General features: G+C 61.4%; 13 protein-coding genes. 2 read left to right on the plus strand and 11 right to left on the minus strand.

Features of this window, described 5'->3' with window-relative positions; genetic code table 11:
• Positions 1-1563, plus strand: a 1563-nt coding sequence (locus UN63_RS08625; protein ID WP_104486368.1) for an IucA/IucC family protein, incomplete at its 5' end; no start/stop codon positions are given.
• Positions 1560-2750 carry a type III PLP-dependent enzyme gene (locus UN63_RS08630; RefSeq protein ID WP_104486369.1) on the plus strand — a complete coding sequence of 397 codons (1191 nt, stop codon included), beginning with the start codon at positions 1560-1562 and terminating at the stop codon, positions 2748-2750. The genes UN63_RS08625 and UN63_RS08630, both read left to right, overlap by 4 nt.
• A gap of 106 nt (positions 2751-2856) precedes the next feature.
• Here UN63_RS08630 and UN63_RS08635 read toward each other — a convergent pair whose 3' ends face one another.
• The 11 genes from UN63_RS08635 to hutU form a co-directional block, all read right to left on the minus strand.
• On the minus strand, positions 2857-3747 hold the full coding sequence (locus UN63_RS08635; RefSeq protein ID WP_104486370.1) for a F0F1 ATP synthase subunit gamma: 891 nt from the start codon (positions 3745-3747) through the stop codon (positions 2857-2859).
• Positions 3744-5336: an alternate F1F0 ATPase, F1 subunit alpha gene (locus UN63_RS08640; protein ID WP_104486371.1), complete on the minus strand. Its 1593-nt coding sequence runs from the start codon at positions 5334-5336 to the stop codon at positions 3744-3746. The genes UN63_RS08635 and UN63_RS08640 overlap by 4 nt, the downstream gene beginning before the upstream one ends.
• Complete coding sequence (locus UN63_RS08645; protein WP_104486372.1) at positions 5333-6142, minus strand: F0F1 ATP synthase subunit delta; 810 nt, start codon at positions 6140-6142, stop codon at positions 5333-5335. Before UN63_RS08645 ends, UN63_RS08640 begins: the two co-directional genes overlap by 4 nt.
• 3 nt (positions 6143-6145) lie before the next feature.
• Positions 6146-6427, minus strand: a complete 282-nt coding sequence (locus UN63_RS08650) for a F0F1 ATP synthase subunit C (protein WP_104486373.1) — start codon at positions 6425-6427, stop codon at positions 6146-6148.
• Between the two features lie 30 nt (positions 6428-6457).
• Complete coding sequence (locus tag UN63_RS08655) at positions 6458-7159, minus strand: F0F1 ATP synthase subunit A (RefSeq protein ID WP_104486374.1); 702 nt, start codon at positions 7157-7159, stop codon at positions 6458-6460.
• The gene (locus tag UN63_RS08660; RefSeq protein ID WP_104486375.1) at positions 7149-7478 is read right to left on the minus strand and encodes an ATP synthase subunit I; all 330 of its coding nucleotides are present in this window, start codon (positions 7476-7478) and stop codon (positions 7149-7151) included. Before UN63_RS08660 ends, UN63_RS08655 begins: the two co-directional genes overlap by 11 nt.
• Positions 7471-7794, minus strand: a complete 324-nt coding sequence (locus UN63_RS08665; protein WP_104486376.1) for an AtpZ/AtpI family protein — start codon at positions 7792-7794, stop codon at positions 7471-7473. The genes UN63_RS08660 and UN63_RS08665 overlap by 8 nt, the downstream gene beginning before the upstream one ends.
• A complete protein-coding gene (locus UN63_RS08670) occupies positions 7787-8176 on the minus strand; it encodes a F0F1 ATP synthase subunit epsilon (RefSeq protein ID WP_104486377.1) in 390 nt (129 codons plus the stop codon). The genes UN63_RS08665 and UN63_RS08670 overlap by 8 nt, the downstream gene beginning before the upstream one ends.
• On the minus strand, positions 8166-9638 hold the full coding sequence (gene atpD / locus UN63_RS08675; protein ID WP_104486378.1) for a F0F1 ATP synthase subunit beta: 1473 nt from the start codon (positions 9636-9638) through the stop codon (positions 8166-8168). The genes UN63_RS08670 and atpD overlap by 11 nt, the downstream gene beginning before the upstream one ends.
• Positions 9639-9872: 234 nt before the next feature.
• Positions 9873-11405 carry a histidine ammonia-lyase gene (gene hutH, locus UN63_RS08680; RefSeq protein ID WP_104486379.1) on the minus strand — a complete coding sequence of 511 codons (1533 nt, stop codon included), beginning with the start codon at positions 11403-11405 and terminating at the stop codon, positions 9873-9875.
• Positions 11406-11409: 4 nt separating this feature from the next.
• On the minus strand, positions 11410-13092 hold the full coding sequence (gene hutU / locus UN63_RS08685; RefSeq protein ID WP_104486380.1) for a urocanate hydratase: 1683 nt from the start codon (positions 13090-13092) through the stop codon (positions 11410-11412).
• Positions 13093-13102 lie beyond the last annotated feature (10 nt).

Below are 13102 nucleotides of genomic sequence, written 5' to 3' on the forward strand. Positions count from 1 at the left end.
AAGCTGGCCCTGAAGGCGGACCGCATCAGCCTGCTGGGTCGGGCCAGGTTTAGCTCCGCGCCCTTTATCAAACGCTTCGGCCAGCCCTGGCGCCTTCTGTCGGCCATGGAGGCCTGTCGCCTGCTGCTGCAGGAGATGGCGCTGCAGACCGGCACCCCCTACAACCGGGAGCTCGACGACCAGATAGCCAACAGCACCGGCATCACCCGTGCCTTTCTGGCCCAGGCCCGCACCGCCCAGGCCGACAGTCTGCTGGAAAGCGAACAGGCCCTGCTTTGGGGACACCCCATGCATCCCAGCCCCAAGAGCCGCCATGGCGTGCCCATGGACGAACTGCTGGCCTGCTCACCGGAAGTGGGGGCCAGTTTCCCGCTCTGCTGGTTCCGGGTCGATGAGGCCCTGTGGCAACACAGAGGCGAATCCGCAGCCCTCACCATGCTGGAGCAGCTGGCCGAGGCTCCTGGCCTCTACCCCTGTCACCCCTGGGAGGTTCGCCATATCCTGGCTTCACCGCTCTACCACAAGGCGGAACAAAGCGGGCTAATCGCCTATCTGGGCCCCCGGGGCCTGCCGATGTACCCCACCTCATCGGTGCGCACCCTGTATCGGGCCGACTTGCCCTACTTCCTCAAGTGCTCCATTCATGTGCGCCTGACTAACTGCGTGCGCAAGAACGCCTGGTACGAGCTGGAAAGTGCCGTCTTCATGAGCGAATGCCTGACTCCGGTGCTGAACAGTCTGGAACAGGCCAACCCGGGCTTTGCCCTGATGCGCGAACCGGCGGCCACCAGCCTGGATTTTTCTTCACTGGCCGAGCCTGAAGAGCAGGAGCAGGTACGCCACCTGCAGGAGTGCTTCGGCCTGCTCTATCGCCACAACCTGTCTCAGAGCGAACAGTCATCTTGCGAGCCGACCCTGGCCGGCGCCTTGTTCGCCTGGGGTCGCTTCGGCCAGAGCCAGCTGGTGCAGCGGCTGAACGATCTTGCCCGGGAGCGAAGCTGGAGTTATCAAGACGCCGCCCTGAACTGGTTCAGCGCCTACCTGAACGCCTTGGTGCCCGGAGTGCTGGACGCCTGCTTCAACCATGGGGTGGTGTTCGAGCCGCATCTGCAAAACACCCTGATAGGCTTCGAACATGGCCTTCCGAACCGGGTCTGGATCCGAGATCTCGAAGGCACCAAGCTGCTCCCGGAGCACTGGCCAGCACAGCGCCTGCAGGGGTTATCGGAGCGGGCCCGGGCCTCCGTCCACTATTCCAGAGACCAGGGCTGGAACCGCATCGGCTACTGTCTGCTGGTCAACAACATATCGGAAGCCATCTTCCATCTGGCCGACGGCGATGCCGATCTGGAGCTGACTGCCTGGCAGCAATTGGCGTCAACCTTGCAGAGCTGGGCCAGCGCCAACGGCCGCCCGGCAGAGATTGCCGAACTGCTGGCAGGCGGCCCACTGCCATCCAAGAACAACCTCAAGACCCGGCTGCTGCAAAAGGCGGATCGCCTGGCCGACTACACCCTGCTTCCCCACCCGATGCTCCCCCACCCAATAAGAGCTTCCCTATGACCCCTTTGATTGAGCAAAAACTGCTGCAGCTGCAACAAACGGCCCCCGAGCCTTTCTGCGCCTACCTCTACGATCTGAACGCCCTGGCCGCCCACGCCCGGCAGATGCGCGAGGCCCTGCCCGCCAACTGTGAACTGTTCTACGCCGCCAAGGCCAATCCCATGGCGCCGATCCTCGCTACCCTGGCGCCCATCGTCGACGGCTTCGAGGCCGCATCGGGCGGCGAGCTGACCTGGCTGGCCGAGCGGCATCCCCGTCAGCGACTGCTGTTCGGCGGCCCCGGCAAGCTGGAGTCCGAACTGGAGGCCGCCCTGCGGCTGGGAGTGGAATGCATTCATGTGGAAAGCCTGACCGAGCTGGAGCGGCTGGCCAGCCTCTGTGCCAGGCTCGGCTGCACCGCAAGCATCATGCTGCGCATGAATATCCCGCTCGACGGACTGCCCAGCACCCGACTCGCCATGGGCGGCAAGCCTACCCCTTTCGGCCTGGATCCGCTCGATCTGCCCGAGGCGCTGGCGCGGGTGGCCGAGCAGCCCCGCCTCGCGTTGCTGGGCTTTCACTTTCATCTGATGTCCCACCAGCTAGACCGCCAGGCGCACATTGAGCTGATGCGACATTACTTTCGCACCGTCAAGGGCTGGCAGAGGCAATACGGGCTAAAGGTGAAGGTGCTGAATGTGGGCGGCGGTATCGGTGTCGACTACCAGCATCCGGACCGGCTGTTCGACTGGCCCGAATTCTGTCGGGATCTGGAGGCATTGATCGCCGCCGAGCAGATGACCGGGACCCGCCTGCGCTTCGAATGTGGTCGCTTTATCAGCGCAGGATGCGGCTACTATGTGATGGAAGTGCTGGATATCAAACGCAATCTCGGGGAATGGTTTGCCATCGCCCGCGGCGGCACCCACCACTTTCGTACCCCGGCCGCCCAGAGCCATGACCATCCCTTTTATGTGTTGCGCGGCAGGCAACCCTCTCGGCTGCAGGACGCCAGCGTCACTCTGGTGGGCCAGCTATGCACCCCCAAGGATGTACTGGCGCGCAACCAGCCTATCCGCGAGCTGGCCATCGGCGACTGGCTGGTATTCCGCCATGCGGGTGCCTACGCCTGGAATATCTCCCACCAGCACTTTCTGATGCACCCGGCGCCGGAGCAGATTTTCCTTGGTGACCAACCACAGGGCTGATTATCGCTATTCTGGTCGCAGATAGCGGTCAGATTTCAGGCCGATACGTCGCAAATCCCGGGGCTTTGTTCATCTGCTCCGGACCTCACTCTGACAAGGTCCGATATTAAAACTCCCTGGGCAGCGCCTCAAAGCCGGCAATGACATCAAACAGCTCTTCGTCAATCTCGGCCTGGCGCACGCGATGAAAAGTGACCCTGAACTCTTCCAGTAGCTGGTCGATGTTGCTGTCGGCACGCTGCATGGCCGCCAGCCGACTGGCGTTTTCGCTGGCCAGCGACTCGGCACAGGCCCGAAACAGGGAGACAAACAGATATTCCCGGATCAGCGCCTGCAGCGTGGCCGTGCTGGTGCCTATCACCTCCGGCAGCTTGTCCGTTGGCCAGGTGCGTTCCGCCAGCTTTCGACGCCAGCATCCATCCAGTGGCAGCACGCGATGGCTGACCGGCCCGTACCCTCCCTCGGGGCTGAGCTGGTTGTAAAACAGATAAAGCCCGCCGATGTCGCCCGCACTGATATGCGCTTCGCTCGCCATAAGAATGTTCGCCACCAGCGCCGTGATCCCGGTAACGGACTGCGGCACCGCAAAGCTTCCCGTCAGCGACAGACCCGCATCGGCCAGACGAGCCTGAACCCGCTCGCCCACTGCCCAGATCATCGGCGGCGGCGACAGACCAGCCAGTGCTTCACCCGCATGATCGGCAACCACATCATTAAACTGACCGACCAGACCCTGATCCGAGCCGAACACCAGGGCACCAATGGCACCTTCTACCGGTGTTGCCGAGTCGGCCGTGATCAGATGCGCAGCGGCGGCACTGCGAATGCAGACGCTGAGCCCCAGCTCCACGCTGTCGGCATAATCGGCCAGCGCACGTACCGCCTGCTCGTACTGACCGATGCTCGACGCCGCCAGCGCCTTCATGGTGCGCACCACCGATTGCAGCTCGACGGCGCTGTCGATTTGGCGACCCAGGCTGGCGGTGGTATTGCTCATGACGGCGCCTCGGGCGAGCTCGGGTCATCACCAGCCGAGGCTTTTGCTGCTGGAGGGGGAATATCACAGAAAGGGGACAGGGCCTCACGGGCGGTGCTGATAATGGTCTCGCTATCCTGCTCCGTTAACGCCTCGGTGCCATTCAGCCGCTCGCATAGGGCATCCAGGAGCTGAGCGGCGGCATCGCGTACCGCCGCTTCGGCCTCGGCCATGTTCGCCAACGGGACCGGGGCGAACAGCGCCGAGGTGAGCGCCAGCAGCACGGTGATTTGGGCGGGCATGGCAACCGGTGCCGATTCGGATTGCTTGAGACAGGCGCGGATCCGGCGCCCGTGAGCGATGATCTTGCGGGTATGTTCATCCAGCCGGGCACCGAAGCGGGCAAAGGTTTCAAGCTCTTCAAACTGGGCATAGGCCAGTTTGAGATCGCCCGCCACCGCCCGGTAAGCCGCTCGTTGTGCCTTGCCCCCTACCCGCGACACCGACTTGCCCACATCCACCGCCGGCAGCACCCCCAGCTCGAACAGCGACGGCGACAGGTAGATTTGCCCATCGGTAATGGAAATCAGGTTGGTGGGAATATAGGCAGAGATATTCTGCGCTTCGGTTTCGATAATCGGCAGCGCGGTCAGCGAGCCGCCGCCGCATTCCGCCCGCAGCCGGGTGGCCCGTTCAAGCAGCCGTGCATGAATGTAGAAGATATCACCGGGAAAAGCTTCGCGACCGGGCGGGCGACGCAGCAGCAGGGACAGCTCGCGATAGGCCCGGGCGTGGTGGGTCAGATCGTCGTACACGATCAACAGATCCCGCCCCTTCGTCATAAAATACTCGGCAATACTGGTGGCGGCATAAGGCGCTATATAGGCCAGCCCCGGCGGATCATTACCCTCGGTCAGCACCACCACGCTGTATTCCATGGCGCCCTTTTCTCGCAGGGTCGCCACCACCTTGGCCACCGCAGAGGCGCGCTGGCCAATGGCGCAGTACACACAAAGCACATTCTTGCCGCGCTGATTGAGAATAGTGTCGATAGCCAGGGCGGTTTTACCGGTTTGCCGATCCCCGAGGATCAATTCACGCTGGCCGCGGCCGATGGGAATAAGGGCATCCACCACTTTCAGGCCGGTCTGCAGCGGCACCGTGACCGGCGCCCGGTCCATGATCGGCGCCGCTGGCTGTTCAATAGGCAGCCGCTCACTACTGTGCACCGGGCCCTTGCCGTCCAGCGGTCGCCCCAGCGGGTCGATCACCCGCCCTAACAGGCCCTCGCCCACCGCCACATCCATCACCCGGCCGGTGCGTTCGACCTCGTCCCCCACCTGCAGACGCCAGTATTCGCCGAGCAGCACCACCCCGATGTCCTGCTCATCCACGTTGAAGGCGATACCGAATACCTTTCCCGGAAAAACGAGCAGTTCATCGGCACCCACCCCGGGCAAACCGTGGACCCGGGCGATACTGGTCGACAGGCTGGCGATCACGCCCACCTCGCGGGAGCTTAACGTCGGCGTGAAGCTTTCCCGCTCCCGATTCAAACCGGCAAAAGCGCTATCAAACACCCGCTGCAACGGATTCTCGGTCTCACTCATTCGCGCGGCTCCGGTTGTGGTGGTGCCGCCGAATCCACATCGGTCTCTGCCGGCGGCGGCTCTGCCAGCCGCTCACCGATGTGCTTTTCCATCGCCGTCAGGTATTCATCAATGCTCCAGGCGACCTTGCAGCCATTGGCACCAAGCTCGATGCCGCTGATCAGCTGCGGAGCGGTCTCGAACGTCGGCTGAATATCAGCCGAGAACACCTCACTCAGCACGGTCTGGATCTCGCGACGCTGCGGCTCCGGCAACGCAAAGGCACTGCGTACCTGCACGGTCGCAGAGGCAAGCGCCGGATCAAGTTGCGCGCGTTGCTCCGGGCTCAGCGTTTGCAGGCGCTCCACCAGTACCTCGGCCATGCGCTGCTCCAGGCTGATGTCGGCCAGATCTGTCAGTGTCTTGCGCGCAATGGCAAACACTTCCTCCCGGGTGTGACGAACCAGCGCCTCGTTCAGGTTTTTCTGTTCGCGCTGCAGCGCCTGCTGTCGTTGTGCGCTCTGGGCATCGGCCGCCTGCTTCGCTTCCTCAAGCAGTCGTCGCCGCTCGGCCGTGGCTTCAGCAGCTACCTGTTCCAGTTGCTCGGCTCGTTGCTGCTCGAATTCACTGTTCTTATGGCGAAATTCGTCGCGTTCCTGTAAGGCACTGGCCTGTTTTTCCGCGGCGTCGGCCAGCTTGGCGGCAATCCGTTTTTCCCGCGCATCGATGGCATCCAGAATCGGCTGGTACAAAAATCGCTTCATCAGCCACACCAGAATCAGAAAGTTGAGTATCTGGGCGCCGACGGTAAACCAGTTGATCAGCATGGATTACTGTCCTGCAGCCTGGGCCACCGCGTAATTCCAGAACGGGTTGGCAAAAATCACGATCATCGATACCACAAAGCAATAGATGGCGGTGGACTCAATCATTGCCAGGCCGACAAACAGGGTGCGGGTAATGGTGGCCGAAGCGTCGGGTTGTTGTGCCAGCGACGTCAGCGCCGTGGCAACCGCCCGGCCTTCAGCCAGTGCCGGCCCCATGGTGCCAAAGCCGGTGGTCAGGCCGGCAATGAAAATGGAAGTCATCGCAATCAGGGTCATGCTGTCCATATGTTCTCCTTGGCTTACCCGGTCGGGGTGTCACGAATCGGGTTCTGTTTCCTGAGCCGAAGTCCCTTTACGGACCCGGGTGGCGGCCGCGATGTAAACCGCAGCCAGAATACTGAAAATATAAGCCTGCACCATGCCGGTCAGCAGACCGAGCACCGTCATCACCACGGGAAAAATAAAGGGCGTGATGCTCAGCAAAATCGCGACAATCATAGCCCCGCTCATCATGTTGCCGAACAAACGCACGGCCAGGGCCAGGGTGCGCGACAGCTCGCCGATCAGATTGAACGGCAACATTACGACGGTCGGCTGCACATAGGAGGCGAGGTAGCCGCGCAGCCCCTGCTCTTCAATACCGAACAGCGGTACCGCCACCAGCACACACAGCGCCAACGCCACCGTGGTAGATAATGAGCCGGTAGGCGGCTCGAAGCCGGGCACTATGGTCAGCAGACTGGAGATGGCCACAAACAGGAACAGGGTGCCCAGAAAACCGAGATAGGTACGGGGATGATGCAAACCGACCTCTTTCATCTGACTGACGATGGTGATGACGATGATTTCCAGCAGGTTTTGCCAGCGAGAACGCGCCTGCCCGGTGGACAGATTACGGGTGATAAGCTTAGCCCCCACCACCAACACCAGCATCACTCCCCAGGTGAACACTATGGTGGCATTCAGCTGCAAGAAGCCATATTGCCAGAACAGGACTTCATCGGGACTAAGGTGCATGGCCCTTATCCTTTTGTGCGCTCGGCGTGTCGGATGGTATCGGGCGAGTACCCGGCGGGCCGATCAGCCGTATCAGCAGCAAGCGCCCGATAACAAACCCAACCAGACACGCCAGCCATCGCCGCCAATCGCTGTCGGCAACCAGATAAAAGCCCGCCAGAAGGATACTGGTGCGCAGCAGCAGGCTGGCGAGAAACAGCAAGGCGGGATGCGCCGACGACACACCTCGTCGAACCGTCCACCACAGGCCGCCAAAAAAAAACAGCCCCAGCGCCAGCCCCGCGCCCCCGGACCATGCCCACATCAGCGTGTTACTCATCCTTGTCCTCCTGCTCGTCACGCATGGCTTCATCTTCCCTCGACACCCAGAACCAGGCATTGAAACAACCGAGCATCAACCCGGCCATCAGCAGTGCCAGTGTCCAGGAATACTGGCCCGGTTCATGCTTATCGAGCCAGTAGCCGATGGCGGCCCCCAGCAGCGTGGGCACCACTACCGACCAGCCAATCAATCCCATCATGCCCAGACCAAACCACAAGCCGGGGGTTCGATGCCGACGGGCCCTGAGCTTGCGCGTGGCCTTGGCGCCAACCTGGCTGGAAAAGTCCGGCTTTTTTTCGGGATCGTCAGCCATGTTTGACGCTCACCAGCCGGCGCAGAATCCCGCTTTCCAGCCGGGTCATCACCGAGCGCAGGTTTTGCTCATTCTCATCCCGGGACAGGAATTCCTGCTCTACCTGCTGGCGCAGTTGTGCCAGACTGGCACCGCCCAGGGCCTGGCGCACCGACAGCCGTACCTCACTACCGGTCTTTACCAGTACACCTTCATCCACCGCCACAAAGACTTCGCCCCCGGCCTCGGTTTCGTAGGTAAAAATGCCCGGCATCAAGGCCGCCACGCAGTCCAGACGACGGGGCCAGAGCCCAACGGCGCCGGTCGTCGTTTCGGCCACCATGCGCAACACCCCGCTTTGTTCGGCGAAGATGCCATGAGGCAACAGGATCTTAAGTTTCATCGTTATCGGTGACATGCTTCGCCTCCGTGGCAGCAGAAATATCGGGGGCCGAATCGTCGGCGTCCGTTTTTTGTTTCGCCTCGTCCACCGCGCCTATCATGTACAGCGCACTCTCCGGATAGTCCTCGAACTCATCGTCGAGAATGCGCTCACAACCGTCCAGTGACTGCTCCAGGCTAACCAGCTTGCCGGTCAGCCCGGTGAACTGCTCGGTGGTAAAAAAGGGTTGGGTCAGAAAACGCTCCAGCCGCCGGGCCCGGGCAACCACCTTGCGATCTTCTGCAGACAGCTGCTCCAGCCCCAACATGGCAATAATGTCCTTGAGCTCGGCATATTGCGCCAGGGTGCGCCGAATCTCCTGTGCAAGCTGGTAATGTCGTTCGCCGACAATACCCGGGGTGGCCATTTTGGAGCTGGACTGCAGCGGATCGATGGCCGGAAACAGCCCTTCGCCGGCTCTTTTGCGCGACAGCACGATGGAGGCAGAAAGGTGGGAGAAGGTATGTACCGCCGCCGGATCGGTAAAATCATCGGCAGGCACATACACCGCCTGAATCGAGGTAATGGCACCGGTGTCGGTATTGGCAATACGCTCTTCGAGTTGCGACAACTCGGTGCCCATGGTCGGCTGATACCCCAGCCGTGACGGCATCTGCCCCATCAAGCCGGACACTTCCATGCCCGCCTGAATGAAACGGAAAATATTATCAATCAGCAGTAGTACATCTTTGTGCTCGTCGTCGCGAAAATACTCGGCCATGGTCAGTGCTGCATGCCCCACCCGAAAACGGCTGCCCGGCGGCTCGTTCATCTGGCCGAAAATCATCACCATGCTCGGCAGCACGCCGGCCTGCTTCATTTCGCGATACAATTCTTCGCCTTCACGACAGCGCTCGCCGATACCGCAAAAAATACTGATGCCCTCCTGGTGGCCGATCATGTTGTGGATCATTTCGGTGAGCAGCACCGTCTTGCCGACCCCGGCACCGCCAAACAGGCCCGCCTTGCCTCCCCGCTCCAGCGGCAGCAACACATCGATGACCTTGATACCGGTCTCAAAAATCTCGGCACTGGTAGAACGCCGCGCCAATGGGGGGGGCGCCTGGTGTATCGAGCGCCATTGCACATCGGACAAGTCGCCTTCGCGGTCGATGGTGTTGCCGAACACGTCGAACATGCGAGACATAATCCCCTTGCCCACCGGCGCGGTCAGTGGGCCGCCGGTGTCGGTGACCACCATGCCACGGGCCAGGCCCCGGGTGGGTGTCAGGGCAATACCGCGCACATGACACGCATCACGCTGGGCCAGCACTTCAATCTGAATGTGCTGTTGCTCCCCCGTCCGCAGCAGCGAATAGATCGGCGGCAGCCGCTCATCGAAACGGATATCCACCACGCTACCGCGCACCGAGACCACCACACCGGTATTGGCATCCTGCTTGTTGTCCTGGTTTGGTGTCACTCATGCCCCCGTCGTCCGCCTTCACCGTTACTCATTAGAGTGTAGAGCTATCTCCGGCATCCATACCATGCGGGTCAGGCCCGGCCTCGCCCTACACCCGGGATGACGGCTGACAGTACACACCGAAGATATAGATACTTGAAGGAAGACACAGGGGCTTGCTCACCGGATTTCGCCGACAAAAAAGGGGTTGCCGAAGCAACCCCTGAAAATCCCCAAACAATCAACTCATGTTCAATGGCTGGGCAACAGGCCCGGCTGTACCAGATGGCTCAAGGTATTGGACTTGAGCAGGGCATCGGCCTTTTCGATATCCGGGGCGAAGAAGCGGTCTTTATCGTAATAAGTAACAACTTCACGCAGGGTCTGACGCGCCTGCTCCAGCGTTTCGGTGGTATTGAGGCCACCGCGGAAGTCCAGCCCCTGACAGGCGGCCAGCCATTCGATGGCCAGCACGCCGCGGCTGTTTTCCGCCATCGGCCACAGACGACGTCCACCGTTGGGGGCCATGGACACATGGTCTTCCTGGTTGGCTGACGTCGGCAGCGAGTCGACCGAGTGCGGGTGCGACAATGCCTTGTTGTCGGAAGCCAGCGCCGCGGCAGTAACCTGGGCGATCATGAAGCCGGAGTTGACGCCACCGTTTTCCACCAGGAAAGGAGGCAGACCGGACATGTGGGTATCCATCATCAGGGACACTCGGCGTTCGCTCAAGGAGCCGATTTCGGCAATCGCCAGCGCCAGGTTATCCGCCGCCATGGCCACCGGTTCGGCGTGGAAGTTGCCGCCGGAAATCACGTCGTTGTCTTCGGCAAACACCAGCGGGTTGTCGGACACGGCGTTGCCTTCCACCAACAGCACGTCGGCGACCTGGCGCAACTGAGTCAGACAGGCACCCATCACCTGGGGCTGACAGCGCAGAGAGTACGGGTCCTGCACTTTGGAGCAGTTGCTGTGAGACTGGCTGACTGCGCTGGACTCACCCAGCACATGACGGTAACCGGCGGCGGCGTCGATTTGTCCCTGCTGGCCACGTACTTCATGGATGCGCGGGTCGAACGGACGGCGCGAGCTCAGGGTGGCTTCGACGGTCAGGCCGCCGATCACGATGGCGCTGGCGAACAGGTCTTCCGCTTCAAACAGGCCGCGCAGGGCGAAGGCGGTGGACACCTGGGTGCCGTTCAGCAGGGCCAGGCCCTCTTTCGGTGCCAGTGCCATCGGCTTGAGGCCGGCAATTTCCAGTGCCTGGCCGGCACTGATTACTTCACCTTTATAACGGGCAGTACCTTCGCCCAGCAGCACACAGCTCATGTGGGCCAGCGGCGCCAGGTCGCCGGAGGCGCCGACGGAGCCCTTGCCCGGGATGCAGGGATACACTTCGTGATTGACCAGGGTCATCAGCGCTTCCAGTACCTGCAGACGGATGCCGGAGAAGCCACGGGCCAGGCCGTTGATCTTCAGCACCATAATCAGTCGTACCAGCTCGTCGCTGATCAGTTCGCCCAGGCCGGTGGCGTGGGACAGCACCAAAGAGCGCTGCAGGGTTTCCAGATCTTCCGGTTTGATACGGGTGCTGGCCAGCAGGCCAAAACCGGTATTGATGCCGTATACGGTGCGATCTTCGGCGACCATGCGGTTAACGCAGTCAACTGATGCCTGAATCGCGTCGTGGCAGCTGGGGGCCAGCTTGAGCTGGACCGGCTGTTCGTAGACCTTGCGCATCTCGGCCAGGGTCATTTTTCCGGGGTTGATAGTCAGCGTTGTCATCACATTAATCCTTGTTAACCATTGGCAGATCCAGACCCTGTTCACGGGCACAATCGATAGCGATATCATAACCGGCATCGGCGTGACGCATGACTCCGGTACCCGGGTCGTTGCGCAGTACACGCCCCAGGCGGGCGGCGGCGGCATCGGTGCCGTCGGCCACGATCACCACACCCGAGTGCTGGCTGAAGCCCATGCCCACACCACCACCGTGGTGCAGAGAAACCCAGGTCGCGCCGCCTGCGGTGTTCAGCAGGGCGTTCAGCAGCGGCCAGTCGGAAACGGCATCGGAGCCGTCGAGCATGGCTTCGGTTTCACGATTGGGGCTGGCGACGGAGCCGGAGTCCAGGTGGTCACGACCGATCACGATGGGCGCTTTCAGTTCGCCGCTCTTGACCATTTCGTTGAAGGCCAGCGCCAGACGGGCGCGGTCTTTCAGGCCGACCCAGCAGATACGGGCAGGCAGACCCTGGAAGGCGATACGCTCACGCGCCATGTCCAGCCAGTTATGCAGGTGCGGGTTGTCGGGGATCAGTTCCTTCACCTTGGCGTCGGTCTTGTAGATGTCTTCCGGATCGCCACTCAGTGCCACCCAGCGGAAAGGACCTATGCCTTCGCAGAACAGCGGACGCACATAGGCGGGTACGAAGCCGGGGAAATCAAAGGCATTCTTCACGCCTTCTTCCAGCGCCATCTGGCGGATGTTGTTACCGTAATCGAGGGTAGCGGCACCACGATCCTGCAGATCCAGCATCGCTTGTACCTGTACCGCCATCGACTGCTTGGCGGCCTTGACCACGGCGGCCTCGTCCTGCTTGCGCATGTCGGCAGCGTGTTCCATGGTCCAGCCCTGGGGCAGGTAGCCATTCAGCGGATCGTGGGCGGATGTCTGGTCGGTGACCACGTCCGGCGTGATATTACGCGCGACCAGCTCCTTGAATACGTCGGCGGCGTTACCCAGCAGGCCGACGGAAATCACGTCGCCCTTGGCTTTCGCTTCATCGAGCATACCCAGCGCTTCGTCCAGGCTGTAGGCCTTCTTGTCGACGTAACGAGTGCGCATACGGAAGTCGATACGGGTTTCGTCACATTCAACGGTAATACAGTTGAAACCGGCCATGGTGGCGGCCAGCGGCTGAGCGCCACCCATGCCACCCAGACCACCGGTCAGTACCCAGCGCCCCTTGGCTTCACCGTTGAAGTGCTGCTTGGCCACGGCGACGAAGGTTTCGTAGGTGCCCTGCACTATGCCCTGAGAGCCGATGTAGATCCAGGAGCCGGCAGTCATCTGGCCGTACATCATCAGGCCTTTCTTATCCAGCTCGTTAAAGTGTTCCCAGTTGGCCCAATGGGGAACCAGGTTGGAGTTGGCAAGCAGCACTCGCGGGGCGTCGGCGTGGGTCTTGAACACACCAACCGGCTTGCCGGATTGTATCAGCAGGGTCTCGTCGTCTTCCAGGCGAGTCAGTACTTCTGCGATGCGGTCGAAACAGTTCCAGTCTCGGGCCGCGCGGCCGATACCACCGTACACCACCAGATCTTCGGGCCGCTCGGCCACGTCTGGGTGCAGGTTATTGTGCAGCATGCGGTAGGCGGCTTCGGTCAGCCAGCTTTTACAGATTTTGTTAACGCCGGTCGGTGATTTGGTAACACGGCCTGGTGCGTGACGCTTGTCTTGTTGTGACATGGTATGTCCC

It is taken from the genome of Oceanisphaera arctica (genome assembly GCF_002936955.1).
Classification (GTDB): Bacteria; Pseudomonadota; Gammaproteobacteria; order Enterobacterales; family Aeromonadaceae; genus Oceanimonas; species Oceanimonas arctica.

Excerpts from the sequence above, each read along its gene's own strand:
- UN63_RS08650 (WP_104486373.1), bottom strand. The coding sequence starts at position 6,427 with ATGGACAGCATGACCCTGATTGCGATGACTTCCATTTTCATTGCCGGC.
- hutU (WP_104486380.1), bottom strand. The coding sequence starts at position 13,092 with ATGTCACAACAAGACAAGCGTCACGCACCAGGCCGTGTTACCAAATCA.
- UN63_RS08665 (WP_104486376.1), bottom strand. The coding sequence starts at position 7,794 with ATGGCTGACGATCCCGAAAAAAAGCCGGACTTTTCCAGCCAGGTTGGC.
- UN63_RS08635 (WP_104486370.1), bottom strand. The coding sequence starts at position 3,747 with ATGAGCAATACCACCGCCAGCCTGGGTCGCCAAATCGACAGCGCCGTC.
- UN63_RS08630 (WP_104486369.1), top strand. The coding sequence starts at position 1,560 with ATGACCCCTTTGATTGAGCAAAAACTGCTGCAGCTGCAACAAACGGCC.
- UN63_RS08670 (WP_104486377.1), bottom strand. The coding sequence starts at position 8,176 with ATGAAACTTAAGATCCTGTTGCCTCATGGCATCTTCGCCGAACAAAGC.
- UN63_RS08640 (WP_104486371.1), bottom strand. The coding sequence starts at position 5,336 with ATGAGTGAGACCGAGAATCCGTTGCAGCGGGTGTTTGATAGCGCTTTT.
- hutH (WP_104486379.1), bottom strand. The coding sequence starts at position 11,405 with ATGACAACGCTGACTATCAACCCCGGAAAAATGACCCTGGCCGAGATG.
- UN63_RS08660 (WP_104486375.1), bottom strand. The coding sequence starts at position 7,478 with ATGAGTAACACGCTGATGTGGGCATGGTCCGGGGGCGCGGGGCTGGCG.
- UN63_RS08655 (WP_104486374.1), bottom strand. The coding sequence starts at position 7,159 with ATGCACCTTAGTCCCGATGAAGTCCTGTTCTGGCAATATGGCTTCTTG.
- UN63_RS08645 (WP_104486372.1), bottom strand. The coding sequence starts at position 6,142 with ATGCTGATCAACTGGTTTACCGTCGGCGCCCAGATACTCAACTTTCTG.